The following is a 24,456-nucleotide window of genomic DNA, read 5'->3' as shown; positions in this document are numbered from 1 at the left end:
GAGATCAGACGGATTCGTCGATCCAGCTTTTCAGCGCGGCCTTGGGGGCGGCGCCCATGCGGTTCGACACGACCTCTCCGCCCTTGAACATGAACAGCGCGGGGATGCCGCGCACGCCCAAGGCTGCGGCCTGTTCGGGGTTCTCGTCGACGTTGATCTTCACGATCTTGACCTTGCCCGCGTATTCGTCGGACAGCTCTTCCAGGGCGGGGCCGATCTGCTTGCACGGACCGCACCATTCGGCCCAGAAATCGACGATCACGGGGGTGTCGGCCTGACGCACTTCGGCGTCGAATTCAGCGTCGTTCACATGCACGGTGGCCATGTTCGGGCTCCTTTTGGGGATGGGCCGGACGGGCCGGCAGGTCGGGTTCTGTCCAACAGGTATGGGCCGCATGGGGACGGGTCAAGGGGCAGGGGTCGCCTTGACCAGCCCCGCCATCACCCGGTCCAGCAGCGCATCGGGCAGCGTCATCAGGCTGCGCGTCGCCGTCCACAGCACCGCCATGCGGATCGGGCGGTCCGGCCAGATGCCCCGCAGCGCCGCGCGATAGGCCGCCATCTGCCGCAGGATGCCCTCCGGCACGGCATCGGCATCCTGTGGCACGTCGGCATTGGTCTTGTAGTCGACGGCCGTGATCAGCGCGTCGGTCACCACCAGCCGGTCGATCACCCCGTTCAGCGTCCCCAAGCCTGCGACGGGCGCGGTCAGCGCGACCTCGGACAGGATACGGGCGCCCTTTCCGGGCTGCAGAACCTGCGTCAGGGCCGGCGCGGACAGGACCGCGTGGGCCTCGTCCAGCAGGTCGGCCATGTCCGGGGCGTCGGGCAGGCCGCCTTCGGCCCCCGACAGGATCGCACGGGCGATGCGCGGCCAGTCGGATGCGGTATGGGCGGGCAGATGCTCCAGCAGCAGGTGCAGCCGCGTGCCGCGCAGCATCGCGGCGTCGCGGTCGCCCGCGCTGGTTCCGGCCAGCACCTTGGCGCCGCCCAGCCCGCTGGCCGTCACCGGGCCTACGAAATCAGGCGCGGGCGGGGCCATGCGCAGCGCCCAGTCCGGCGCCGCGACCGGCACGGCCGCATCGGGGGCTGGGCTTTCGGCCTCTGCCGGCCAGTCGCCCCAGGACAGGCGCAGCCCAATGCCGACGCCTTCGATCGGCAGGTCCTGACGCGTCAGCGCGGTGCGGCCCGCGCCTTCGGCGACCATCGCGTGCCAGCTGTCCAGCCCCTCGCCCGTATCGCCGGCTGCGGCCACGATCAGCCAGCTTTCGGCCCGCGTCATCGCGACATACAGCAGGCGCCGCCGCTCCTCCTCCTGCCGCCGCTGCCATTCGGCGACGGCCAACGCGACCGCGTCGCAGCGCTCGGGCGCGGCGCCGCGCCAGACCGGCATGTCGTCCAGACGCACCAGCGCCTGCCGGTTGTTGGGCTTGCGGACCTGGGTCTCGGGCAGGATCACCACGGGGCTTTCCAGGCCCTTCGACCCGTGCACCGTCATCACCCGGATCAGACCGCCCGCGCCGCCGGGCAGCTGTCGCTTCACCTCGACCTCGTCCTGGGCCAGCCAGACTAGGAAGCCGGTCAGCGACGGGGTCTCGACCTGCTCATAGGCCAGGGCCTGGGACATCAGCTCGTCGATGCCGTCCACGGCCTCGGGGCCAAGGCGCGCCAACAGGGCGGCGCGGCCGCCATGGCGGGTCAGCAGCCGGGCGATCAGGTCGTGCGGCCGCAGATAGTCGGCCTGCCCGGCCAAGTCGTTCAGCACCGCCTGTGCGTCCATGTGGGACGATTCGCGCAGGCGCATCCACAGATATTCGCGCGACCGGCGGCCATGGGCCAGGCGGTACAGGTCGTCCTCGGACAGCCCGAACAGCGGAGAGCGCAGCGCAGCCGCCAGCGACAGGTCGTCCTCGGGCGTGGCCAGCACCGACAGGGTGGCGATGATGTCGCGCACGGCCAGCTCGCCCGCCAGGCGCAGGCGGTCGGCCCCCGCCACCGGCAGGCCCGCCGATTTCAGCGCCGCGATCAGCGCCGCGAACAGCGTGCCGCGCCGCTGGACCAGGATCTGGATGTCGCCCGCATGAAGGGGCCGTGGCTGGCCCGATTTCGCGTCGATGATGGGACTGCCCAGCATCGCACGGATCTGGATCGCGACATGGCGGGCCAACTGCGTGTCGGCATCGTTTTCGGACGGCGCATCGACCGGGCGGGTCCAGTCCTCTGGGTCGGTCTTGTCGGGCTTGGGCAGAGCGGGCCAGATGTCCACGCGACCGGGCAGGGCCGCCTTGAAGGCCACGTGCCGGGGCGGATCGCCCAGGCCCGTCGCGGCCTCTCCCTGGAACACCGCGTCGACCAGCGCCAGCACGGCGGGCGACGACCGAAAGCTGTGGGCCAACCCGCGCTGCTGCATGGGCGCCTGCACGGCCTGGAAATCGGCGGCAAAGCGGTCGCGCATCGCCTCGAACACGGTGATGTCGGCACCCTGGAACGAATAGATCGACTGTTTCGGATCGCCCACCACGAACAGCGTGCGGGGCCGGTCATGCGCGCCGGCGCCGCTGGTGAATTCGTCGGTCAGGCGGCGGATCACCCGCCACTGCCCGGGGCTGGTGTCCTGCGCCTCGTCGACCAGAATATGGTCGATGCCGCCGTCCAGACGCCACAGCACCCATTGCGCCATGCTGGATTCCTCCAGCAGCGCGGCGGTGCGGCCGATCAGGTCGTCGAAATCCAGCCAGCCCTGCGCCGCCTTGGCCGCGTTCATGCGCGCAGCAAAGGCATGCCCGAACCGGTGCAGCGCAAGCGTGCGTTCCGCCGCCGCCAGGGCCAGCGCCTGCGGGCGGGCCAGCTCGACCCGCTCCATCAGGGCGTCCAGATCGTCCATGAAGGGGGCGCAGGGGCCGATGGCCATGGCCTTGGTCGGGATCTTGCCGGTCTTGGCGCCGAACGGCACCTTGGCGCTGCCGCCGAACAGCAGGCAGCCGAACAGGCGGGACAGGTCGTCCATGCCGGGATCGCGCCAGTTCACCTGCGCCAGCGCCTCGGCCAGCTTGACGTCATTGGCGGAACTGCCCCGCAGCGGCTGGATCAACGCATCGGCCAGATCACCTTCGCCGCCGGTGAAGACCCCGGCCAGCAGGCTGTCCGCCGTCAGGCCGGGGGGCAGGTCCAGTGCGGCCCAGATCGCCGCCGGGTCGGGGGCGTCCGCGTAATCGGCCAAGGACAGCCTGGCCAGGAACCCGTCCAGGTCGTCGCCCCCCTGAAGGCGGGTCAGGTCCGCGATGGCGGGGTGGGATTCCTCGGCCATCGCCTCGATGATCTCGGCGCGCATGGCGCGGGCGCTGCGGTCGTCCAGTTCCGCAAACCCCATCGGCACCCCGGCCTCCAGCGGAAAGCGGCGCAGGACGGCGGCGCAAAAGCTGTGGATCGTCTGCACCTTGAGTCCGCCCGGCGTCTCGATCGCGCGGGCGAACAGGCGCCGCGCGGCGGGCAGGTCGGGATCGCCCCCCTCGCCCAGCTGGGCCAGTTCGGCACGCAGGGCGGATTCGGGCAGCATCGCCCAGGTGCCAAGCCGCGCCAGCAGGCGGTTCTGCATCTCGGTCGCGGCGGCCTTGGTATAGGTCAGGCACAGGATGCGTTCGGGCGGCGTCCCCGCCAGCAGCAGCCGCGCGACACGGTCGGTCAGCACGCGGGTCTTGCCCGACCCGGCATTGGCCGTCAGCCAGGTCGAGCGCAGCGGATCGGCCGCCGCGATCTGGTTCAGCGTCGCCTCATCCATGATGATCGCCCACCTTTCGCGGCGCCGCGGCATCGGTCAGCGCCCATTCGCCGTACCGCGCCAAGTGATCGTAATCGCCCGCATAGGACGTGCTTTGGGGCGCACGCATCGCGGTGAACCCGGCCTCTCCGGTCACATAGGACCGCAGCAGGCGGACGAAGCCGTCCCAGGTCTCGGCCTCGATCAGGTCGTCATGCTCGCGCGGGTGGGTCTTGCCCTCTCCGCCCAACTGGATGTAGCGCAGGCCCGCCACGTCCACCGGGCCAAGCGCGTCGAACCCGCCGCGGCGCGCCATCGCGGCCTCCAGCATCAGCTGCTTGTCGAAATGGCGGATCATCGCGTCGGTCGGCGGCGTGCCGGATTTGTAGTCATAGACCACGACGCGGTTGTCGGTCAGCAGGTCGATCCGGTCGGGCTTGGCGGTCAGGGTGATGCCCAGGTCCGCCACGGGCACCTTGCCGCGATGCTCCACGACCATCGGCCGCCCCTCGGCCAGGCGGGTCAGCTCGTCCGCGACGATGCGGTCGGCGATCCGCGCGATGCGCGCCGACCAGAAGGCGCGGGCGGCGGGCCAAGGCACCTCGTCCGCCAGCACCCGGTCGGTCAGCGCCAGGAACCGGTCCCTGAGAACCTCGGGCGGGGTGTCGGGGGTGGGACGGCTGTGCAGCAGCGCCTCGACGATGGCATGCAAGGTCTGGCCGCGCAGCGACGCGTCGGGCTGCGGGCGCAGCGGGGGCAGCGCGCGCAGGCCCAGCACGCGCTTGGCATAGACCGCATAGGGGTCGCGGATCAGCAGCGACACGTCCGTCACCGGCAGGTCCGGGAACAGGGGCAGCGGCGGGATGGGCGAGGGGCGCGCCGCCGGGGGCACCGGGGCGGGGGGCCGCGCCACGGCCTGCGCCAGGGCCAGCCATTCCGCGCCGCGCGCCCGCATCCGGGCCAGCGCCTCTGGACCGCCGCGATCCGGCAGCCCGCCCATCAGGTTCAGCATCCGGTTCAGCCAGCGCGACGGGATGGTCTCGGCCTCGGCATCGCGTTTCGCGCGGGTCAGATAGACCCGGTCGGCGGCGACGGCCTGCTGAAAGTCGTGCGCCGCCAGCCCGATCTGGCGTTCGGGCAAGGGCAGGCCCGCGGCGGCACGCATCTGGCGCGACAGCCAGGGGTCGGGCGACAGGGCCTGCGGCCAGCCCCCTTCGTTCAGGCCGGACAGGATCACGGTGCCGTGGCCGTGCAGGCGCGCCTCGCGCGGGCCGTGGATGCGCAGGCAGTGATGCGCCTCGACATCGTCGCGCACCGCCTTGGCCTGCAGTTCGGTGACCAGCAGCGCGCTGAAGTCGCCCGGGCCGATGTCGGGGCCAAGCGCCGCGTGTTCCACCAGATGGTCCAGCACCGCGCGGGCCATCTGCCCGGCCTTGTCCTGCCACAGCTGAGAGCGTTCCGCATCGCCATCCGGTCCCGCCGCCAGGGCCTGGGCCAGGTCCAGCAGGTCGGCCAGCCGATGGGGCAGGGGCCGCGGTGCCCGGTCGCGAGCCACGGCGGTGATGCGCGACAGCATCGCGGCCAGCCATTCCGCCCAGATCTTGCGCGTGCCGTCGCCCTTGGTCGCCCAATCGGCCAGCGCGGCGGCATCGGGAAAGGCCGGGCCGTTCCGGCGCAGCTGCAGTTCCAGTTCGCGCGTCTCGCGCAGCATGTCGTTGCGCCCGATCGCGGTCGATCCGGTCGCGGTCAGCGGATGCTTCAGCAGGATCAGCAGCCGGTCGATGGTCAGCGGCTGACCGAACAGCGCGGCCACCTGGCGCAGGAACAGGCCCGGCGCGGTCAGCGGCAGGGGCCGGCCCGCACTGTCGTCGGGGCGGATGTGCCAACGGTCCAGCGCCGCGGTGACGCGCCGGATCAGGCCGCTGTCGGCCGCGATCAGCGTGACCTGTTCGCCGCCGCGTTCGGCCGCGTCGCGCATGATCAGGGCGATGGTCTCGGCCTCCTGGCCGGGCTGGTCGGCCTCGATCAGGGTCAGATCCGCGGTGGCGGCGATCAGGTCGGGCAGGGCAGGGCCCTCGGCAATCCACTGGTCGGTGACCGGCGCGGGCCGCAGCGCCAGAGAGATCAGCCGGTTGCGCCCGTCCGATGGCGGCCGCACCGCGGTCCAGCGCTGCGGATAGCCCGCCTCCGCGATCAGCGGCGCGAACCGCGCCTGCGGATGATCGTCGGCACGCTCCAGCCCGTCCCAGACCGGGGCGGGCTGGTCGAAATCGAAACCGGGCAGCACCACCGCGCCATTGGGCAGCGCCGCGACCGCCTGCATGTACAACCGCGTCGCCCCGTGCGATCCGGTCGACCCTGCGACGATTACCGGGCCCTGCGGCAGATCGATGCCCTGCGGCCAGTCGCGGGCGGCGGCCTCGGCCGCAGCGCGCTGGCGGGCAGGGCGGTCCTGGGACGGGTCGCCCAAGTGGAACTGGGCCGCGATGCGCAGGAAGGCCAGCGCGTTCTGCCAGTGCCTGGCATGATCGCCGGTGTCGATCGCCTCCAGGTCGGACAGGTCGCGGCCTTCGGTCTGCATCTCGACCATCAGCTGGGACAGGGACTGCGCCAGCACCGGGATCGAATGACCCGCCCCCAGATCGGGACGCAGGGCCAGCATCTGCGCGATCAGCCGCGCCAGTTCCAGCCGCCGCGCCAAGGGCGGCACCGGCGGGTCCGGCATGACCAGGGGCCCCGGATCGACCCCGGTGATCGACCGGATCTGCGGCAGCAGCAGCGGCCCCGCCCTGTCGAAGGCCCGATACAGCGCCCCGCGCGTGGACGCGGCGTTGACGAAGACGGTGACCCCGGCCAGCGCCTCGGGCGGCTGGTCCGCCATCCGCTCCAGCAGGCCCCGCACGAAGGCGTCGGCAAAATCCACGCCGGGGGGCAGCGCGTAAAGACCGCGCATCTCAGCCATCCAGCAGCGCCTCGGCCAGGGGGATGGCGGCGGGATAGCCCACGTCGCACCAGCCGCCGGGATGGATCAGCCCATGCGCGCGCCCGCCCGCGATCATCAGATCCCACAGGCGGTTCAGCGAAAACACTGCATCGCCGATTTCGGCCAGCCGGTCGGTGCGGATGATCTGGGCGCCCGCATAGACATAGTCGCCCCGCCGGCGCAGGCGTCCGCCATCCAGGCTGAAATCGCCCGCCCCCTGCCGCGCCGTGGCCTGCGCCAGCGGCACCAGCGCCAGCAGCGCGTCCATGCGGTCGTCCCACGCCGCCATCAGCGCCGACAGGACGTTCGGCCCGGTCCAGACCACGTCGGGGTTCAGCGTCATCACCGGCCCCGGTCCCAGCAGGGGCAGCGCCTGGCGCAGCCCGCCGCCGGTGTCCAGGATCAGGTCCGGCTCGGCGCTGATCGCGACCTCCTGACCGGCCAGGTGCCGTTCGATCTGATCGCCCAGGTAATGCGTGTTGACCACGATGGGTGCGGCGCCCGCGTCGCGGCCCAGGTCCACCGCGCGGTCCAGCAGGGTGCGGCCCGCAACCTGGATCAACGGTTTCGGCCGGTCGTCGGTCAGCGGACGCATCCGCGTGCCCAGGCCCGCGGCAAAGATCATCAGGGACGGCATCGGGCGATCCTTTCGCGCAGGGCGGCGTCGGGGGCGGGCACGTTCGCCAGCATGGCGCGCAGAGGCGCCAGCGCCGGATGCGCCAGGTCGCGCTGCAGATGCGCCCAGACCCGCGGCATGAAGGCCAGATAGCGCGGCTTGCCGTCCCGGATCGCCAGCCGGGCAAAGACACCCAGGATGCGCAGCGCCCGCTGTGCGCCGATCAAGGCATAGGCCGCGCGGAATGGGGCCTCGGCCAGGCCGGTCGCGGCCAGATAGCGGGCGATCTGTGCCTGTTCCGTGGTCGGGTCCACGTCGCGGCGCGCGTCCTGCAGGGCGGATACCAGGTCATAGGCCGGATGCGCGGCCACCGCGTCCTGATAGTCCAGCAGGCCCAGGGGCGCGTCGCCGCGCCAGACCAGGTTCTCGGCATGGAAATCGCGCAGGCTGATGGCGGGGGGCAGATCGCCGCACAGGCGGTCGTGCAGATCGGCGATCAGCGTGGCCAGGTCCGGCAGGTCGGCCCCCGGATAATAATCGACGAACAGCGCCGCCAGATCGCCCATCGCCGCACCGTCCAGCGGCGCCACGAAAGTGGGGACCCGCTGGCGGTGCAGGTCGACTAGCAGGTCGGTGATGCGGTCATGGATCTGCTGACCCAGATCGGGCCTGTCGGCCAGCACGCGGGCCACCAGATCGTCGCCCAGATCCTCCAGCAGCAGGAACCCCTGATCGGCGTCCTGCGCCAGAACCCTGGGTGCGCCGAACCCGTGGCCGCGCAGCCAGTCGGTCATCGTCAGGAACGGCCCCACGGACCCCGACGGGTCGTCCATCAGCACGCCCACCCCCGGCAGCCGGAAATACCGCCTGGCCGAGGCATCGCCCGCCAGGGGCAGCACCCGCGCGTCGCCATGCCCCGCCGCGACGACGAATGTCGCCCGCGCCGCCAGACGGTCCGCGCCGGGGAACGCCATGTCGATGCGGCGCAGGTCGGGGTCCGGGTCTGCGCCGATCGCGATGGTGATGGCGCCGGGCGGGACGTGGTCCAGCCGGTCGGGCCATTCGATCAGGCAGATCGCGTCCTCCATCGCCTCGTCCAGGCCCAGTTCGGTCAACTCGGACGGGTCGGTCAGGCGGTACAGGTCGGCATGCCAGATCTGCGTGCCCATCGGGTCGTCATAGGTCTGGACCAGTGTGAAGGTGGGGCTGGGCACGTCCTCGGCCGCATCGCCCTGGCGGGCGCGGATGAAGGCGCGGGCGAAATGCGTCTTGCCCGCGCCCACCGGACCGTCCAGCAGGATCGCCGCCGGGGGCGCGATCTGGGCGGCCAGCATCCGGGCCAGGGCTGCGGTCAGGGTCTCGGTGGCGATCAGGCGCGTGTTCATGCCCCGGTTCTAGCCTGTCGCGCGGGCGGGGGAAACAGGGCGTGGATGGACGGCGCGCGCGAATGCGCTAGGCTGGCGGCGAAACCGACCGGAGGCCCCATGCTGCGCACCGCCCTTGTCCTGACGCTGGCCCTGTCGGGGCCGGCACTGGCCACCCAGGAATACATCCTGCCCACCCTGTTCGACGTGGCGCGGGTCGCGGCCGACGACGTGCTGAACATCCGGGCCGAGCCGGATGCCTCCGCGCCGATCATCGGCACGCTGGCCTTTGACGCGACCCACGTCGAGGTGGTCGAGCAGCGCGCCGGCTGGTCGCGCGTCAACACCGGAGAGGGGTCGGGCTGGGTGTCCGACCGCTATCTGGATTACCGCGTCGACGTCTGGCAGGACGGCGCCCTGCCCGCGGCGTTCCAGTGCTTTGGCACCGAGCCGTTCTGGGCCTTCATCCCGCAGGGTGACAGCGTGGTGCTGGGCGGTCCCGACATGCCAGAAGACACGCGCCCCGTCCGGGCGGTCCTGTCCACCGGCATCTTCCGCGACCCGACCCGCGCGGTGGTGGCCGATGGGCTGACCCTGACCGCCATCCCGCAGCTGTGTTCCGACGGCATGTCCGACCGCCTGTTCGGAATGCGCGCGCATGTGGTGATCCACGGCGATACGCCGCGGATGCTGTCGGGGTGCTGCTCGATTCAGCCCTGAAGGCCCAGCACGTCCATCATGTCGTACTGACCCGGCCCCTTGTCCTGACCCCAGACCGCCGCGCGGATTGCGCCCCGGGCAAAGATCGCGCGGTCGGTGGCCAGATGGCGAAGGACGATCCGTTCACCGTCGGCGGCAAAGATCACGTCATGTTCGCCCACCACGTCGCCGCCGCGGATGGCCGCGAAACCGATGCTGCCCGCAGGCCGGGCCCCGGTGATGCCGTCGCGGGCGGGCACGCGCAGGTCGTCCAGCGCGGCGCCGCGTCCCTGGGCCGCGGCTTCTCCCAGCATCAGGGCGGTGCCCGACGGGGCGTCGACCTTGTGGCGGTGATGGCTTTCGACCACCTCGATGTCCCAGTCGGTGCCCAAGGCGGCCGCGACCTTGCGGGTCAGCCCGACCAGCAGGTTCACGCCCAGGCTCATGTTGCCGGCACGGATGATCGGCGCGTGGCGGGCGGCGGCCGCCAGCGCGTCCAGGTGCCGCTGCTCCAGCCCGGTGGTGCCGACGACGTGGACGGCGCGCGCCTGGGCGGTCAGTTCCGCGAATGCCACCGTGGCATCGGGGCTGGTGAAGTCGATCACCGCCTGCGCCTGGGCGATGGCCGTCACCGCGTCGTCGCTGACCGTGACGCCGGCCGGCGCGCCCCCCATCGCGGTGCCGATGTCCTGCCCGATCCAGTCGTGGCCCGCGCGGTCCAGCGCGCCGACCAGCCGCAGGTGGTCGCTGTCCAGGATCAGGCGGATCAGCATCCGGCCCATCCGGCCCGATGCCCCGGTCACCACGACGCCCGGCCGCTGCGGCTGATCGGTGTTCTGCAAATCGCTCATGGTCCACCCCTGTTGGCTTTGGGGCGTGATACAAGGTTGCGGCCCACGCCGCGACCCCCTACATCGGGACGCATGGCACAGAACCGCAATTCCCAAGGTCAGGGCCCCAAGCAGCGCCAGCTGCGCGTGGGCGAACTGATCCGTCGCACCCTCGCCGACGTGCTTGCGCGCGCGGACGTGCACGACCCCGACCTGAACCGTCATTCCATCACCGTGGCCGAGGTGTCGATGTCGACCGACCTCAAGGTGGCGACGGCCTATGTGCTGCCGCTGGGAGGCCGCGACGCGCCCGAGGCGCTGGCCGCGCTGCGCCGCAACACGCCGGAACTGCGCCATCTGGTCGCCAAGGCCATGACGCTGAAATTCGCGCCCGAGCTGCGGTTCCAGCTGGACGAGACCTTCGACCGCATGGACGACACCCGCCGCCTGTTCGAGGACGAGCGCGTGCGCCGCGACGTCGCCGCCCCGGACCGGGACGACGATGACGCCTGATCTGCCGCGTCTGGCGGCGGTGGCGGTCGGAATGCTGGTCGCGATGGCGCTGCCGTCGGGGGCCGCGCAATGCGAACGCGTGGACCATGATGGCCAGGGCTATGTGCTGTGCCAGGTCGAGGCCGCGCAGGAACCCGCCCTGCGGCTGTTCCAAGACGGCCCCGACGGCGCGCCCTTGCGCAATTTTGCCAATGTCCGCCGCACGCTGGACGCGGGTCAGACGCTGTCGTTTGCCATGAATGCGGGCATGTTCCATGCCGATTACCGTCCGGTGGGTCTGCTGGTCGTCGACGGGGTCGAACTGTCGCCCATCGTCACCGGCGCCAGCCGCGACAATTTCGGGATGCTGCCCAACGGCGTCTTCTGCACCGGCGGCGCGCAGCCCTTTCAGGTCATCGAAAGCGTCAGCTTTGCCGAGACGCGCCCCGACTGCCGACTGGCCAGCCAGTCCGGGCCGATGCTGGTCATCGACGGCGATCTGCATCCGCGGTTCCTGGCCGACAGCGACAGCCGCTATATCCGCAACGGGGTCGGCGTGTCGCCCGACGGGCAGACCGCGTGGTTCGCGATCTCGAACAGGCCGGTCACGTTCCACGAATTCGGGCGGTTCTTCCGCGACGGGCTGGGCGTGCGCGATGCGCTTTACTTCGACGGCTCGATCTCGCGGCTCTATGCGCCGTCGGTGAACAGGGCCGATTTCGGGCGCAGCATGGGGCCGATCATCGGCCTGGTCGAGTGACCGGTTGACCCCTGCCCGCCGCGGGTCTATCCCCCGGCCCTTGTTTTTTCAGGAGTGATCATGGCGCGCAAGAAGGGCCGGGACATCAACGGCTGGCTGATCGTGGACAAGCCCGCGGGCGTCAATTCGACCGCGGTCGTGGCCAAGGTGCGTTGGGCGCTGGACGCCAAGAAGGCCGGTCATGCCGGCACGCTGGACCCCGACGCGACCGGCGTCCTGGCCGTCGCCCTGGGCGAGGCCACCAAGACCGTGCCGATCGTCACTGACGCGCTGAAATGCTATGACTTCGTGGTGAACTGGGGGTCCGAGACGACCACCGACGACGCGTCCGGCAGCGTGGTCCGTACCAGCGACGACCGCCCCACCGCGGCGCAGGTCGAGGCGGCGCTGGCGGGCTTTACCGGTGACATCATGCAGGTCCCGCCCGCCTTCTCCGCCGTCATGGTCGAGGGCGAGCGCGCCTATGACCTGGCCCGCGAGGGGGTCGAGATGGAGCTGGCCGCGCGCCCGCTGTGGGTCGACAGCCTGACCCTGCTGGAGGCCAGGGCCGACACCGCCCGCCTTGAGATGGTCTGCGGCAAGGGCGGCTATGTCCGCTCGATCGCGCGCGACCTGGGCCGGGCCTTGGGCTGTCTGGGCCATGTCGCGCATCTGCGCCGCACCTGGTCCGGCCCCTTCGAGGCCAGCGCCGGGGTGGCCTTCGATCGCGTCGACCGTGACGCGCAGGACTGGCTGGAGACGCAGATCCTGCCGTTGGAGACGGGCCTGGCCGACCTGCCCATGCTGCGCGCCACGACCGAAGGCGGCATCCGCATCCGCAACGGCAATCCCGGAGAGGTGACCGGCGGCGCCGAATGGGGCGAGCTGGTCTGGGTCCAGGACGCCAGGGGGCCGGTCTGCATCGGTCGTTATCAGGGCGGCATGGTCCAACCCGACCGGGTGTTCAACCTGTGATGCCACCGGGGCGGTGGGCGCCCAGAAAGGGCCCCTCGCCCGCCGCGTCGATGCGGGCGATGGCGTCGCGGATCGGCTCGAACGTGACGCACATGGTCCAGGCGGTGGCGTGGATCATCAGATCCGCCGACACGGCCATCGCCACATGGCCCGGCCAGAACAGCAGATCGCCCCGCGCGATCGTGTCGGTCGGCGCGAACGTCGCGCGCTGCAGGTCGCTGTCGCCGGGGCAGGCGATGTCGCAGGCGGTCAGCGCGGCCTGCACCAGCCCAGAACAATCGATCCCCGCCCGGCTGTTTCCCCCCCATAGATAGGGTGTGCCCAGCAGGCTTTCCGCGACCGGAACCGGGTCGCCGGCCGGGCCGTCGGCCAGATGCTGGACCGGGACATGGCCGCCGGTCGCCAGCGTGGCAAAGCGGCCCTGGATCTGGGTAACCGACACCCGCGCGCCCAGGGACAGCGAAAACCGCTCGGGCCGCTTCATGTCGGGTTCCAGATAGACATGGGTGGCCGGCGCGGTGACGCGGTGGGTGATGGGCGGCAGGCTGCCGCTCAGCGCGGTGTCGGCGATCCAGCCGCAATAGCCGTCCAGCGCCGCGCGCACAAAGCTCATCCCCGCCTCGCGGTCGATCACCGTCACGTCGGCCCCGAAGTTCAGCTGCCGGTCGCGGCGGCCTTCGGGGGCGTCCAGCAGATCGACCACCGGAATGATCACCCGTGCGGGCTGTCCCGGCACGAAGGACGGCCGGTCCAGGACGCCGCGCAGGCTGTCCAGGGCCACGCGGTCGGTGGCGGGCGTCAGACGGCGGTCCATCAGCGCGCCAAAATCTGCGGCAGCGCGGCAAGGATCGCGCGCGCGCCCTGCCCGACGCCGCCCTTGGGGCGGCCCGGCGCGGCGGTGGGCTGCCAGCCATAGATGTCGAAATGCGCATAGCGTCCCGCGCCCTCGGCAAAGCGGCGCAGGAACAGGGCGGCGGTGATCGACCCGGCCATTCCGCCCGCGGGGGCGTTGTCCAGATCGGCGATGCCGGGTTCGATCAGCGATTCATACGCGTCCCAGAAGGGCATCCGCCAGACCGGGTCGCCGACCTGCATCCCGGCGGCCTGGATCGCGGTCGCGGTCGCGTCGTCGTCGCAGTAAAGCGGGGGCAGGTCGGGACCAAGCGCCACCCGCGCCGCCCCCGTCAGCGTCGCCAGAGAGATCATCAGGTCGGGGCTTTCCTCGGCCGCATAGGTCAGGGCGTCAGCCAGCACCAGGCGACCCTCGGCGTCGGTGTTGTTCACCTCGACCGACAGGCCCTTGCGGCTGGCCAGCACGTCGCCGGGGCGGAAGGCGTTGCCCGCGACGCTGTTCTCGACCGCCGGGATCAGCACCCGCAGGCGCAGGACCGATGCCGCGCCGCTGCGCGCCAGCATCTTGAGCAGGCCAAGCGCGGTCGCGGCCCCGCCCATGTCCTTCTTCATCAGCCCCATCGAGGCGCCGGGTTTCAGGTTCAGCCCGCCGGTGTCAAAGCACACGCCCTTGCCGACGATGGTCAGCATCGGCCCCGCATCGCCAAGGCGGATGTCGATCAGCCGCGGCTCGCAGGCGGCGGCGCGGCCGACCGCGTGGATCAGGGGAAAGTTCTGCTTCAGCAGCTGGCCGCCGCAGATCACCTCAACACGCGCGCCCAGATCGTTGGCAAGACCGCGCGCGGCGGCCTCCAGCTTGTCGGGGCCCAGATCGCTGGCAGGGGTGTTGATCAGGTCGCGGGTCAGGAATTCGCCCGCGGCGATGGCCAGCAGGCGGTCGGCGTCCACGCCTTCCGGGCAGACCAGCCGCGGCCCCTGGACCGGCGCGCCCTTGTAGCGGGTGAACCGGTACTGGCCCAGCAGCCAGCCAAGCGCCAGCTGATCGGGGTCAAGACCCTGCGGGATGCCGGCCAGATGCCAGTCGCCCTTGGGCAGGGCATGGGCGCGGGCCAGATGGAACCGGTCGCGGCCGGCCTGCGCCCGCTCGCCCAGGCCCATGATCGCGCCGCGCAGCCCACCCGACGCATCGGGCAGCAGGCACAGCTGTCCCGCCTTGGCCGCGAAACCGCAGGCCTGGGGCCAGTCGCCCGCGTCCTGGGGCAGGGGGTCGCCGGTCCAGACCAGCCACAGCGGCAGGGTGGCATCAGAGGCGGGCGCGAATTCGGGGGTCATGGGCAGGTCCTTGGCAGTTCGGCGCACAGCCTACAGCACCGCGCCCCGACTGCAACCTCAGGCCAGGGCCGTCCGGTCCCAGATCGCCGTCAGCGACCGGTTGCCCACCCGCAGCAGGCGCGCGCGGATCGCGGCCAGCGCCGGCACGTCGCCGCGTTCGGCGGTGCTGCCCAGGTCCATCGCGACGCCGGCCAGCGACAGCAGGCCGATCTGCCAGGCCAGGCGCGACATGCGTTCGGCATGCGCCGCCGCCTGTGCCAGGTCCGCGTCGTCCAGCGCACCGTCCACCGCCGTCAGCGCCGCCGCCAGCTGTTCCAGCGCCAGGCCGATGACATGCTGGGCCGATGTCTCGCCCAGCTCGGCCACGATTTCCGCGACGCGGCGGCTGTCCACGCGGACCGCCTCTGATATGGCCAAAGCCGAAATTTGTGCCATCCGCACCTCCAGGGGATCTGTCCCCGCACGCGCCGACCATGCGGGGCAAGCGGTGAAGAAAGCCTTGAGGCGGGATCAAGAAAAGGCTCGAATTTGTCTCAATCCCGGCCTATCACCCCTGTCAGAAAGCGAGGTGCCAGATGAACGACCTGTCTCCGTTGCCGCAATATCTGGTCAAGCGTTTCCACGGCTGGAAGGCGACGTCCTATGCCGAGAACGCGGCCTGGTTCCGCCGGCTGGCGACCGAAGGACAGCGCCCGCGCGCGATGGTCATCTCCTGCTGCGACAGCCGCGTGCACGTGACCAGCATCTTCGGCGCCGATTCGGGCGAGTTCTTCATTCACCGCAACATCGCCAACCTGGTGCCGGCCTATGCGCCCGACGGGTTGCAGCACGGCACCTCGGCGGCGGTCGAATACGCCGTCACGGCGCTGAAGGTCGCGCATCTGATCGTGGTGGGCCACACCAATTGCGGCGGCGTCAAGGGATGCCACGCGATGTGTTCGGGCGCCGCGCCCGAGCTGGAGGAGAAGACCAGCTTCGTCGGTCGCTGGATGGACATCCTGCGCCCCGGCTATGACCGCGTGAAGGACCTGCCCGAGGCCGAACAGGTCAACGCGCTGGAGCGCGAGGCCGTGCTGGTGTCGCTGGAGAACCTGATGACCTTCCCCTTCGTCCGCGCGGCGGTCGAGTCCGGGGAAATGTCGCTGCACGGTCTGCTGCACGACATCAGCGAAGGCACGCTTTTGCAGGCCGATGACGGCGGCAGGCGGTGGGTGTCGATCTGACACCCGCCCGCCCGGCGCGTCTTCAGGCGTCGGGCCGCCAGCGGATGACCCGCCAGACATACAGCGCGACAAAGCCCAGAACGATCGCCGTGGACAGCGGATCGATCAGGTGGCTAACGGCCTCATAGCCGTTTTCAAGGACATAGCCGGCGATGGCCAGCCCGCCCGTCCAGATGAAGCTGCCGATGGCGGTGAACAGCAGGAACCGCCCCACCGGCATCTGCGCCAGCCCCGCGGGGACCGAGATCAGCGTGCGGATCGTGGGCAGGAAGCGGCCGAAGAAGACCGCAGCCCCGCCATGCCGGGCGAACCAGCCCTCGGCCGAGGTCAGCTCGTTGGGCGTCAGCGTCAGCCAGCGGCCATAGCGGACCACGACGCGGCGCATCCGCGCCGGGCCGTAAGCCACGCCGATCACGTACCAGAACCACGCGCCCAATGTCGATCCGACCCCGCCCGCCAAGATCGCCAGCCACAGGGGCGTGCCGCCGCGGGCGGCGTTGAACCCCGCCAGCGGCATGATCAGTTCCGACGGGATCGGCGGAAAGATGTTTTCCAGCAGCATCAGGGCAAAGATCGCCCAGGCCCCCCCGCTTTCCAGCAGGCCGGTGATCCATTCGAACAAGGATCAGCCCTTCTTCAGGATGCGGTTGCCCAGCAGTTCGGCGATCTGCACCGCGTTCAGCGCCGCACCCTTGCGCAGGTTGTCGCTGACGCACCACAGGTTCAGGCCGTTCTCGACCGTGCCGTCCTGGCGGATGCGGCTGACATAGGTGGCGTATTCCCCCACGCATTCGACGGGGGTGATGTAGCCGCCGGGCTCGCGCTTGTCGATCACCATGACGCCGGGCGCCTCGCGCAGGATGTCGCGGGCCTCGTCTTCGTCCAGGAAATCCTCGAACTCGATGTTGATCGATTCCGAATGGCCGACGAAGACGGGGACGCGGACGCAGGTCGCGGTGACCTTGATCGACTTGTCCATGATCTTCTTGGTCTCGGCGACCATCTTCCATTCTTCCTTGGTCGCGCCGTCTTCCATGAAGACGTCGATCTGCGGGATCACGTTGAAGGCGATCTGCTTCTGGAACTTCTTGGGTTCCTTTTCCTGACCCGGCACGTACATGCCCTTGGTCTGGTCCCACAGCTCGTCCATGCCCTCCTTGCCCGCGCCGCTGACCGACTGGTAGGTCGAGACGACGACGCGCTTGATGCGGGCGCGGTCATGCAGGGGCTTGAGCGCGACGACCATCTGCGCGGTCGAGCAGTTGGGGTTCGCGATGATGTTCTTTTTCGCATAGCCCTGGATCGCGTCGGGGTTCACCTCGGGCACGATCAGCGGCACGTCGGCGTCGTAGCGATAGAGCGAGGAGTTGTCGATCACCACGCAGCCGGCGGCCGCGGCCTTGGGGGCGTGGATCTTGGTCGCATCCGATCCGATGGCGAACAGCGCGATGTCCCAGCCGGTCCAGTCGAACTGCTCAATGTCCTTGATCTTCAAAGTCTTGTCGCCAAAGCTGACCTCGGTGCCCTGGCTGCGGCGGGACGCCAGCACGGCGATCTCGTCCACGGGGAACTGGCGTTCGTCCAGGATGTTCAGCATTTCGCGGCCCACATTGCCCGTGGCGCCGGCGACGACGACTTTGTAACCCATTTCGGGGGAGCTCCTTTTTCTGCGGTCGGGGGCATTTACCGCAAACGGCCGCGCAACGCCAGCGCGCGTTGCAGGTCCGCACCCGGCCGCGGGGTTCCGGCAACAGGTCGGGCGGCCCCGGCGATTGCCGCGAAACGCCGCAGGGACGGCTTGTGCGCGCCCGGCTGACCGGACGCGCACAAGCGGTTTTCAGAACCGCAGGCCCAGGCCCGCGCCGACGGTCGCCTGCGATCCGGCGTCATGGCCGATGCGGCTGTCCAGCGTCACCCAGGCATCGGCCTGGTCGGACAGGGCCGTCTGGGCCGACAGGCCGATGCGGGCAAAGTTGCGGTCCTGTCCATCCAGCGTCACGCGGCGGTCGTTGCCGGTGCTGTCGGTCACGCGGATGCGCGAGGGCGCGCCCTCGGCCAGGTCGTGGACCAGCGTGCCCTGCGCCGACAGCGTCACGTCGCGCCCGGCCACGGCCAGATCGGTGCCGACGCGACCGCCCAGCTGGACCTCCAGGCTTTCGATGGCCTGGCCTGCATAGGTGACCGCGCGGCGGTCGCCCGACCCTTCCGAAAACCCGCCGATCCGGGTGCGGCTGTAATCCAGCCCCACGACCGGACCATAGGTCACGCCCGATGCCAGCGCATAGTCGCGCCCGGCCTGGACCCGCGCGCCCAGGGTATAGGCGTTGGTCGACCAGTCGAAATCCCGTTCGACGATGGTCGCGCCCAGGCCCGAGCGCAGCACGAAGTCGCGCGTGCCCTCAAGGTCCGACTTGCCCCAGCTGACCGCGCCGATCACCCAGTCGTCGTTCATCGCATAGGCCGCGTCCAGCGACAGCTGATAGCCGGTCGATTCCAGGTCGTCGCCGCTGCGCAGGTCGTCGCCGGTGCGTGCATAGGCCAGCTGGCCGCCCACGGACAGGCCGGGGGCCACCTGGTACGACGCGCCCGCCCGCGCCATCAGCGCAGCTCCGCCGTCGCGCCCGAAGGTCGCGCTGCTGTCCGGCGTGGCCAGTCCCTGCACTGCGATCGAGGGCGTGATCTGGCCAAAGGGCGCATCCGCGCCCAGGCGGTCACGCGTCGCGCGCAGGGACAGGACGGCCAGGTCGGCCTGCTGTCGGGTGGCCAGATCGGCGATCTGGGCCGCCGACAGGGCCGCGTCCTGGGACGACGCCACCAGGTCGGCGCCCGTCTCCTCGACCAGCAGGCGGGTCAGGATGCGGGCATAGTCGCGCATGCGCTGTTCGAACCGTTCAGGGCCCAAGGCCGCCAGCAGGAACGCCCAGTTGTCCTCGGTCGGGTCATGCCAGGTCGAGCCGCCGGGGATCAGCGGATTGTCGGTCTGGGTATAGCCGTCCAGATCGCCCAGGTCCCAGTTCGTCGCCTCCAGCCAAAGGATCGGGATGCCGTAGCCTTCGAACACGGCGGCGTCGGAACAACAGCCGGTGTTGATCGGATAGTCAGGGTTCCGTCCGGGGTTGCTGCGCAGATCGATGCCAAGCTCGTCCGCGATCGCGTGCGCGCGGGTCCACAGCGACAGCAGTGCCGGGTTCTCCAGGTATTCGGTCCCGGCATGGGCATACATGAAATCGCCTGTGATCAGGCTGTCGATGTTGATCATCCCGGCCATGTCGTCGCGGCGACCGCCAAGGGTGTCGACGTAATGGGCCGCCCCCTGCAGGCCGACCTCCTCGGCGCCGAAGGCCACGAACTCCAGGCCGACATCGGTGGACAGCCCGGTCATGTGCGCCGCCAGCTCGGTCAGCACCCCCGCGCCCGAGGCATTGTCGTCGACCCCCTGCAGGTCGGGCGATGTTCCGGCGCTGTCGAAATGCGCCCCCACCACGATGAAGCGGTCGCTGGCGCCGCGCATCGACACGACCAGGTTTTGCGACGGGCCCAGCGTGGCGCCAGACCGGCTGGTGGCGGTGAAGTCCTGACGCACGACCGCGTTGCCGCCGAAGGACAGGCGGTCGCGCATGTATTGGGCCGCATTGAAGAAGGTCGTACCGCTGTCCGGCGCGCCCGTGAAGCGGCCCGGATAACTCAGCGCCAAGTCGCGCATCGTATCATAGCCATAGGCGCCGAAATCCTGCGCCAATGCGGGGGTGGCGCAGATCAGCGCCGTGGAGGCCAAGGCGGCCTTGATGGTTCTCATGGGGTTTCCCTGCCTGCTTTTTGGTGTCCCCCGCGCGGGGGAAGCGCACAGGATTGCACAGCGCGCAGCGCGTGCAAGGCCGCCTCAGCGGATCAGCGTCAGACGGTGGTCCTGGCGCAACAGATCGGCGACCCAGGCGCCCTCGGCCGCGAAATCATGCGGCACCTGCGCGGCATTGCGCCGTCCCGACAGCGACAGGCTGGCGAAGAAGTCGAAACCATAGAGCGTCAGCGATGCCAGATCGCTGCGCAGGCACAGATCGATCAGCATCGCGCCCGTCGTGGGCGGCGCGCCCAGCCGCCCGGCCAGCATGTCGATATCCGCCATGGGGTGCAGGTAGAAGCCGGGGCTGGACGCGCTGTCCCAGTCCAGCCGCTTGCGTTTGGGCGACATCCACAGGATACGGCCGGGGTTCAGGCGCGCACGGTCCGCGTCCGGCAGGCGCGTGGCCAATCCCAGCCAGTCGGTGCGCGTGCCGTGGCTGGCAGGGCTGGGCATCGGCGCGCGGTTGATGCGGACGACCCTGTCGGCGGCATCGATCCGTGCCCCGTGGGCCTGATCGGCCAGCGCGCGGGCATTGCCGATCAGCGCGACATGGCGGCCCGACAGGTCGGCCAGCAGCGCGGATTGCGGGACCGACAGCGCGGCCAGGGGCGCGTCGCGGCGCATCAGGCGCGCCGTGGCAAAGGCCAATCGGTTCACAGCAGCGACCGATAGACGTCGACGATGGCCCGCGCCTCGCCCTCGATGGCGTGGTTCGCGCTGACATGGGCGCGGGCGGCCTGACCCGCCGCGGCGCGGCCTGCGTCGTCGTCCAGCCAGCGGGCCAGCGCGGCGGTCAGGGCGGGGGCGTCGTCTTTCGGGACCAGGCTGCCGGTCTGGCCGTCGCGGATCAGCGCCTCGTAGGCGCCGACGCGGGCGGCGACGGTGGGGACGGCGCAGGCGGCGGCCTCCAGCGGCGTCAGGCCGAAGCCCTCCCAGCGGGCAGGGGCGGCAAAGAGGTCCAGTGCCTGGTAATGCGCGATCACCTGGTCCCACGGCAGTTCGCCCAGGAAGCGGATGCGACCGTCCAGCCCGGCCGCCTTGATGCGCGCCTGCAGGTCATCGGCAAAAGCGCGGTTGTCCGGGGTGATGCGGCCGGTGAAGATGATCTGCACCCGCGGACGCGAGGGCAGCAGTTCCAGCCCCGCCCGCACCAGCAGATCGACGCCCTTCTGCGCGCGGATGCGGCCGAAGCAGCCGATCAGCACCGCGTCCGGGTCCAGGCCCAGCCGCGCGCGCAAAGCGGCACGGTCCGGGGCAGGGTGGAACACGTCCGTGTCGACCCCGTGCAGGATCACGGTCGCGGGGCGTTCCAGATAGCTGGCCGCCTGGGGCGAGGTCGCGATCAGTGCGTCCTGTTGCCGGATTAGCCAGCGGGTGAAGCCGGTGTGCCTGCGCTGCGCGGCGGACGTGAACAACAGGCGGTACCGGCGCCGCAGCAGGCGACGCAGGATCAGGCCCAGCGCCATCTCGGTGTTGCGGCGCGCGTGCCAGACCCGCCATCGGTCGCGGGGCAGGGTGGCCGCGCGCATCAGGGGAATGTGCGGGACATCCGCAGGCAGGCCGGGGCCGGTCGCGCGGATGTCGATCATCCGCGCCTGGACCGGGATCAGTCGCACCACCGTCGCCGTCACCCCGGACAGGCGACGTTTCAGGTTCGGTGCGACAATCAGCGGGTCAGTCATGGGCGGCGGCCTCGGGCGTCAGGAAATACAGCAGGAACCCGATCGCCAGCGGGATCAGGAAGAACAGCCACAGCATAGCGAAGGCCTGCGCGGGCGCATAGGCACCCTGTGCCGCGGCATAGACCGGGCGCGACGCGAACTGCATCACCCCGACCCCACCGATGGAGATCATGTTGAGGAAGGTCATCCCGCGTCCCACCAGATGTGGTGGCAGGAACGATCGCCCATGCGCCATCAGCAAGGGATAGGCCGACCCGAAGAACCCCAGTACGACCAGCAGCGCGGTCACTGTGGGCAGAGGCAGGGCAGGGGTCTGCCACATCACCGCCAGCGTGACGATCATCACCGCGGAAAACAGCATCGTCGCACGGCGTGCGCTGCCCGCCAGGCGGGCGGCGGGTCCGACGGCAAAGCTGCCCGCGACCATGGCCAGGCCCATCGCCAGCGTGACGCGGCCGATCTGGGTCGCGTCGGCGCCATGCACCTGCTCCAGCCAGGGGGCGGCCCACAATCCGCGGATTGCCGCCGTCACCGCATAGTTCACCCCGAACAGCGGCACGATGAACCACAGCGCGCGCAGGCGCAGGATCTGACCGATCGAGCCCTGCGGATGCCCCGCGCCCAGCCGCGCCGGATCGCGCACCGCCGCCAGGACCAGCGTGGCCACCATCAGCGTCACGGCCGCAAGCCCCCACAGGGTCTGGCGCCACCCCGCGGCCTCGATCACCCAGACCAGGGGCGAGGCACCCAGGATGTTGCCCAGCGATCCGAACCCCACCAGCACCCCGGCCAGCATCCCGAAGGACGCGGGCGGGTATTCGCGCGCGAAGATGAAATACGGCCCCATCAGCGCCGGAGAGCAACCGATGCCCAATGCGGTCATCGCCAGATGCAGGTGCCACGGCGCGTCTGCCATCGCAAAGATCACCGCGCCTCCGGCCCCGCCCACCGCCATCAGCCACGCCACCGTGCGGCGCGGTCCGAACCGGTCCAGCGCCGCCCCCACCGGCAGCTGCATCAGCGCGAAGGCAATGAACCACAGCCCCGATGACAGGGCCAGATCGCCGGGGCCGGCGCCGACCTGATCCTGCAGCACCGGGGCCAGCACGGCCAGAAAGGCCCGATAGAATTGCGACAGCATATAGGCCAGCACCAGGCTGACCAATCCGGCCTTGAGCATGAATTCGTTCCTCCGTTCCCCGGCGCCACGCTGGGCCAAGGACGCGGAAGCTGCAAGACGTGCAAATCACGCCGGGGGCGGCGGGGCGTTATTCGGCGGGGGCGGCTTCCGCGTCGGGGGCCGTGTCGCTGGCGCCCGCGGCGGCGGCCTTGGCGGCGGCGGCCTCGGCCAGGCCCGGCGTCACGGGCTGGGTGCTGCCGCCCATCCCCTCCAGCCGGGCGATCAGTTCGGGGACCTGCGGGCCAAGCCGGTCACAGGCATCCGCCTCCTCGACCACGGCAAAGGCCGGGCGGACATAGTCGCGGTCATAGCTGACCGGGTCCAGCCCCAGCCGTTCGGTCAGCGCATCCGTGGTGCCGGCCATCAGCTGAAATTCCGGACCGCTGACATCGTGTTCGGGGCATTCTGCGGTGATCACGGTCATCTGCGCCACGTCGCGCGCCAGCGCCTGCGCCTCGTCGTCGGACAGCCCCGATACGTCCGGCAGCGGTACCACGACCCGGTCGCCCGGCACCCCGTCCGAGGTCTGCGCCAGGGCGGGTTGCGTCAGCGCCGCCGCGGCGGCGATCATCAGGACAGTCCAGCGGGTCATCGCATTCCTCATTCACAGGGCTGGTCGGGCGACAGGGTCGACCAGCAGCCCCCCGGGCGCAAGGCAAACTGTCGTGAGCGCCCGTTCCCCGCCGCGCTTGACCCTAGGGCGGGCGGCGTCTAACCCGAAGCCGCAGCCTGCGCTGTCGCGGCTGGCACCTGAAGGAGGGATCATGTCCGACCGCTATTCGCTTCTCATCCTGCCCGGCGACGGGATCGGCCCCGAAGTCATGGCCGAGGTGGTCAAGGTCATCGACTGGTTCCAGGCGAACCGCGGCATGACCTTCGACGTGACCCATGACCTGGTGGGCGGCGCGGCCTATGATGTGCATGGCGTGCCCCTGGCGGATGCGACGATGGCCAAGGCCCAGGCGGTGGATGCGGTCCTGCTGGGTGCGGTCGGCGGCCCGAAATACGACGTTCTGGATTTCAGCGTTAAACCCGAACGCGGCCTGCTGCGCCTGCGCAAGGAGATGGACCTGTTCGCCAACCTGCGTCCGGCGCAATGCTTTGACGCGCTGGCCGACTTCAGCAGCCTGAAGCGCGAAGTGGTGGCTGGCCTGGACATCCTGATCGTGCGCGAGCTGACCTCGGGCGTCTATTTCGGCGAACCGCGCGGCATCCATTCCGACGACAACAATCCCGACAACGAGGGTGGCCGCGTCGGCATCAACACCCAGCGTTACACCAGCGGAGAGATCCGCCGCGTCGCCCGGTCCGCCTTCGAGCTGGCCCGCGCCCGCGGCAACAAGGTCTGTTCGATGGAAAAGGCCAACGTGATGGAATCGGGCATCCTTTGGCGCGAGGAGGTCCAGTGGGTGCATGACAACGAATACCCCGACGTGGCCCTGTCGCACATGTATGCCGACAACGGCGCGATGCAGCTGGTGCGCGCGCCGCGCCAGTTCGACGTGATCGTGACCGACAACCTGTTCGGCGACCTGCTGTCGGATGCGGCGGCGATGCTGACCGGCTCGCTGGGCATGCTGCCCTCCGCGTCGCTGGGCGCGGTCATGGCGAACGGGCGACCCAAGGCGCTGTACGAACCGGTCCACGGATCGGCACCCGACATCGCGGGGCAGGGCAAGGCCAACCCGATCGCCTGCATCCTCTCCTTCGCCATGGCCCTGCGCTATTCCTTCGGCGAGGGTGCCGCGGCCGACGCGCTGGAAGCCGCGGTCGAGCGTGTGCTGGCCGACGGCCTGCGCACTGCCGACCTGATGGGGCCCGACGGCGGCACCCCGATCAGCACGGCGCAGATGGGCGATGCCATCGTCGCCGCGCTGGAGGCCTGATTGGC

The 24,456-nt window shown here is 70.4% G+C and carries 22 protein-coding genes; 6 read left to right on the top strand and 16 right to left on the bottom strand.

Annotation, left to right across the window (positions count from 1 at the left end; genetic code table 11):
- Positions 1 to 4 precede the first annotated feature (4 nt).
- From trxA to tsaE, 5 genes are all read right to left on the bottom strand, one after another.
- Positions 5 to 325: a thioredoxin gene (trxA, locus tag SY26_RS10660; protein ID WP_046000498.1), complete on the bottom strand. Its 321-nt coding sequence runs from the start codon at positions 323 to 325 to the stop codon at positions 5 to 7.
- A gap of 81 nt (positions 326 to 406) precedes the next feature.
- Positions 407 to 3,778, bottom strand: a complete 3,372-nt coding sequence (gene addA / locus SY26_RS10655; RefSeq protein WP_232303322.1) for a double-strand break repair helicase AddA — start codon at positions 3,776 to 3,778, stop codon at positions 407 to 409.
- Complete coding sequence (gene addB, locus SY26_RS10650; RefSeq protein ID WP_046000496.1) at positions 3,771 to 6,719, bottom strand: double-strand break repair protein AddB; 2,949 nt, start codon at positions 6,717 to 6,719, stop codon at positions 3,771 to 3,773. Before addB ends, addA begins: the two co-directional genes overlap by 8 nt.
- Entirely contained in the window at positions 6,712 to 7,377 is a 666-nt protein-coding gene (locus SY26_RS10645) for a nucleotidyltransferase family protein (RefSeq protein ID WP_232303321.1), read from the bottom strand. Before SY26_RS10645 ends, addB begins: the two co-directional genes overlap by 8 nt.
- On the bottom strand, positions 7,365 to 8,741 hold the full coding sequence (tsaE, locus tag SY26_RS10640; RefSeq protein WP_046000495.1) for a tRNA (adenosine(37)-N6)-threonylcarbamoyltransferase complex ATPase subunit type 1 TsaE: 1,377 nt from the start codon (positions 8,739 to 8,741) through the stop codon (positions 7,365 to 7,367). Before tsaE ends, SY26_RS10645 begins: the two co-directional genes overlap by 13 nt.
- Before the next feature lie 99 nt (positions 8,742 to 8,840).
- Between tsaE and SY26_RS10635 the strand changes: the two genes are divergently transcribed.
- Positions 8,841 to 9,440, top strand: a complete 600-nt coding sequence (locus tag SY26_RS10635; protein WP_046000494.1) for an SH3 domain-containing protein — start codon at positions 8,841 to 8,843, stop codon at positions 9,438 to 9,440.
- Here the strand turns inward: SY26_RS10635 and dapB are convergent.
- Positions 9,431 to 10,270, bottom strand: a complete 840-nt coding sequence (dapB, locus tag SY26_RS10630) for a 4-hydroxy-tetrahydrodipicolinate reductase (RefSeq protein WP_046000493.1) — start codon at positions 10,268 to 10,270, stop codon at positions 9,431 to 9,433. The genes SY26_RS10635 and dapB overlap by 10 nt on opposite strands.
- Before the next feature lie 72 nt (positions 10,271 to 10,342).
- On the opposite strand from dapB, the gene rbfA reads away from it, so the two are divergent.
- The 3 genes from rbfA to truB are packed head-to-tail and all read left to right on the top strand — an operon-like array spanning position 10,343 to position 12,455.
- The gene (rbfA, locus tag SY26_RS10625) at positions 10,343 to 10,762 is read left to right on the top strand and encodes a 30S ribosome-binding factor RbfA (protein WP_045981949.1); all 420 of its coding nucleotides are present in this window, start codon (positions 10,343 to 10,345) and stop codon (positions 10,760 to 10,762) included.
- Positions 10,752 to 11,501 carry a phosphodiester glycosidase family protein gene (locus tag SY26_RS10620; RefSeq protein ID WP_045981950.1) on the top strand — a complete coding sequence of 250 codons (750 nt, stop codon included), beginning with the start codon at positions 10,752 to 10,754 and terminating at the stop codon, positions 11,499 to 11,501. The genes rbfA and SY26_RS10620 overlap by 11 nt, the downstream gene beginning before the upstream one ends.
- A 60-nt stretch (positions 11,502 to 11,561) precedes the next feature.
- Positions 11,562 to 12,455, top strand: coding sequence for a tRNA pseudouridine(55) synthase TruB (gene truB / locus SY26_RS10615; RefSeq protein ID WP_046000492.1), 894 nt, complete (start codon positions 11,562 to 11,564; stop codon positions 12,453 to 12,455).
- Here the strand turns inward: truB and SY26_RS10610 are convergent.
- Genes SY26_RS10610 through SY26_RS10600 form a run of 3 tightly spaced genes read right to left on the bottom strand, consistent with a single transcriptional unit; the run spans position 12,445 to position 15,074 of the window.
- The gene (locus tag SY26_RS10610) at positions 12,445 to 13,269 is read right to left on the bottom strand and encodes an NlpC/P60 family protein (protein WP_046000491.1); all 825 of its coding nucleotides are present in this window, start codon (positions 13,267 to 13,269) and stop codon (positions 12,445 to 12,447) included. The two genes, truB and SY26_RS10610, sit on opposite strands and share 11 nt — an antisense overlap.
- On the bottom strand, positions 13,269 to 14,639 hold the full coding sequence (locus SY26_RS10605; protein WP_046000490.1) for a M17 family metallopeptidase: 1,371 nt from the start codon (positions 14,637 to 14,639) through the stop codon (positions 13,269 to 13,271). The genes SY26_RS10610 and SY26_RS10605 overlap by 1 nt, the downstream gene beginning before the upstream one ends.
- A gap of 57 nt (positions 14,640 to 14,696) precedes the next feature.
- The gene (locus tag SY26_RS10600; protein WP_045981954.1) at positions 14,697 to 15,074 is read right to left on the bottom strand and encodes a hypothetical protein; all 378 of its coding nucleotides are present in this window, start codon (positions 15,072 to 15,074) and stop codon (positions 14,697 to 14,699) included.
- 140 nt (positions 15,075 to 15,214) lie between these two features.
- Here SY26_RS10600 and SY26_RS10595 point away from each other — a divergent pair, with 140 nt between their 5' ends.
- Positions 15,215 to 15,862, top strand: a complete 648-nt coding sequence (locus SY26_RS10595; RefSeq protein WP_046000489.1) for a carbonic anhydrase — start codon at positions 15,215 to 15,217, stop codon at positions 15,860 to 15,862.
- A gap of 22 nt (positions 15,863 to 15,884) precedes the next feature.
- Here the strand turns inward: SY26_RS10595 and SY26_RS10590 are convergent, their stop codons facing one another.
- The 7 genes from SY26_RS10590 to SY26_RS10560 form a co-directional block, all read right to left on the bottom strand.
- On the bottom strand, positions 15,885 to 16,484 hold the full coding sequence (locus SY26_RS10590) for a DedA family protein (RefSeq protein ID WP_045981956.1): 600 nt from the start codon (positions 16,482 to 16,484) through the stop codon (positions 15,885 to 15,887).
- A gap of 3 nt (positions 16,485 to 16,487) precedes the next feature.
- On the bottom strand, positions 16,488 to 17,510 hold the full coding sequence (locus SY26_RS10585; protein ID WP_045981957.1) for an aspartate-semialdehyde dehydrogenase: 1,023 nt from the start codon (positions 17,508 to 17,510) through the stop codon (positions 16,488 to 16,490).
- A 189-nt stretch (positions 17,511 to 17,699) separates the two neighbouring features.
- Complete coding sequence (locus tag SY26_RS10580) at positions 17,700 to 19,658, bottom strand: M28 family peptidase (protein WP_046000488.1); 1,959 nt, start codon at positions 19,656 to 19,658, stop codon at positions 17,700 to 17,702.
- An 84-nt stretch (positions 19,659 to 19,742) separates the two neighbouring features.
- Positions 19,743 to 20,360: a glycosyltransferase family 29 protein gene (locus SY26_RS10575; protein WP_046000487.1), complete on the bottom strand. Its 618-nt coding sequence runs from the start codon at positions 20,358 to 20,360 to the stop codon at positions 19,743 to 19,745.
- On the bottom strand, positions 20,357 to 21,385 hold the full coding sequence (locus tag SY26_RS10570) for a glycosyltransferase family 4 protein (RefSeq protein WP_046000486.1): 1,029 nt from the start codon (positions 21,383 to 21,385) through the stop codon (positions 20,357 to 20,359). The genes SY26_RS10575 and SY26_RS10570 overlap by 4 nt, the downstream gene beginning before the upstream one ends.
- Positions 21,378 to 22,565, bottom strand: coding sequence for an MFS transporter (locus SY26_RS10565; RefSeq protein WP_046000485.1), 1,188 nt, complete (start codon positions 22,563 to 22,565; stop codon positions 21,378 to 21,380). The genes SY26_RS10570 and SY26_RS10565 overlap by 8 nt, the downstream gene beginning before the upstream one ends.
- A gap of 88 nt (positions 22,566 to 22,653) precedes the next feature.
- A complete protein-coding gene (locus tag SY26_RS10560; protein WP_052715232.1) occupies positions 22,654 to 23,157 on the bottom strand; it encodes a hypothetical protein in 504 nt (167 codons plus the stop codon).
- Between the two features lie 172 nt (positions 23,158 to 23,329).
- Between SY26_RS10560 and leuB the strand changes: the two genes are divergently transcribed.
- Positions 23,330 to 24,451 carry a 3-isopropylmalate dehydrogenase gene (leuB, locus tag SY26_RS10555; RefSeq protein WP_046000484.1) on the top strand — a complete coding sequence of 374 codons (1,122 nt, stop codon included), beginning with the start codon at positions 23,330 to 23,332 and terminating at the stop codon, positions 24,449 to 24,451.
- Positions 24,452 to 24,456 lie beyond the last annotated feature (5 nt).

Origin of the sequence: Paracoccus sp. 228 (assembly GCF_000967825.1) — a bacterium.
Taxonomy (GTDB): domain Bacteria; phylum Pseudomonadota; class Alphaproteobacteria; order Rhodobacterales; family Rhodobacteraceae; genus Paracoccus; species Paracoccus marcusii.
This window is presented reverse-complemented; position numbering and strand designations above follow the sequence as displayed.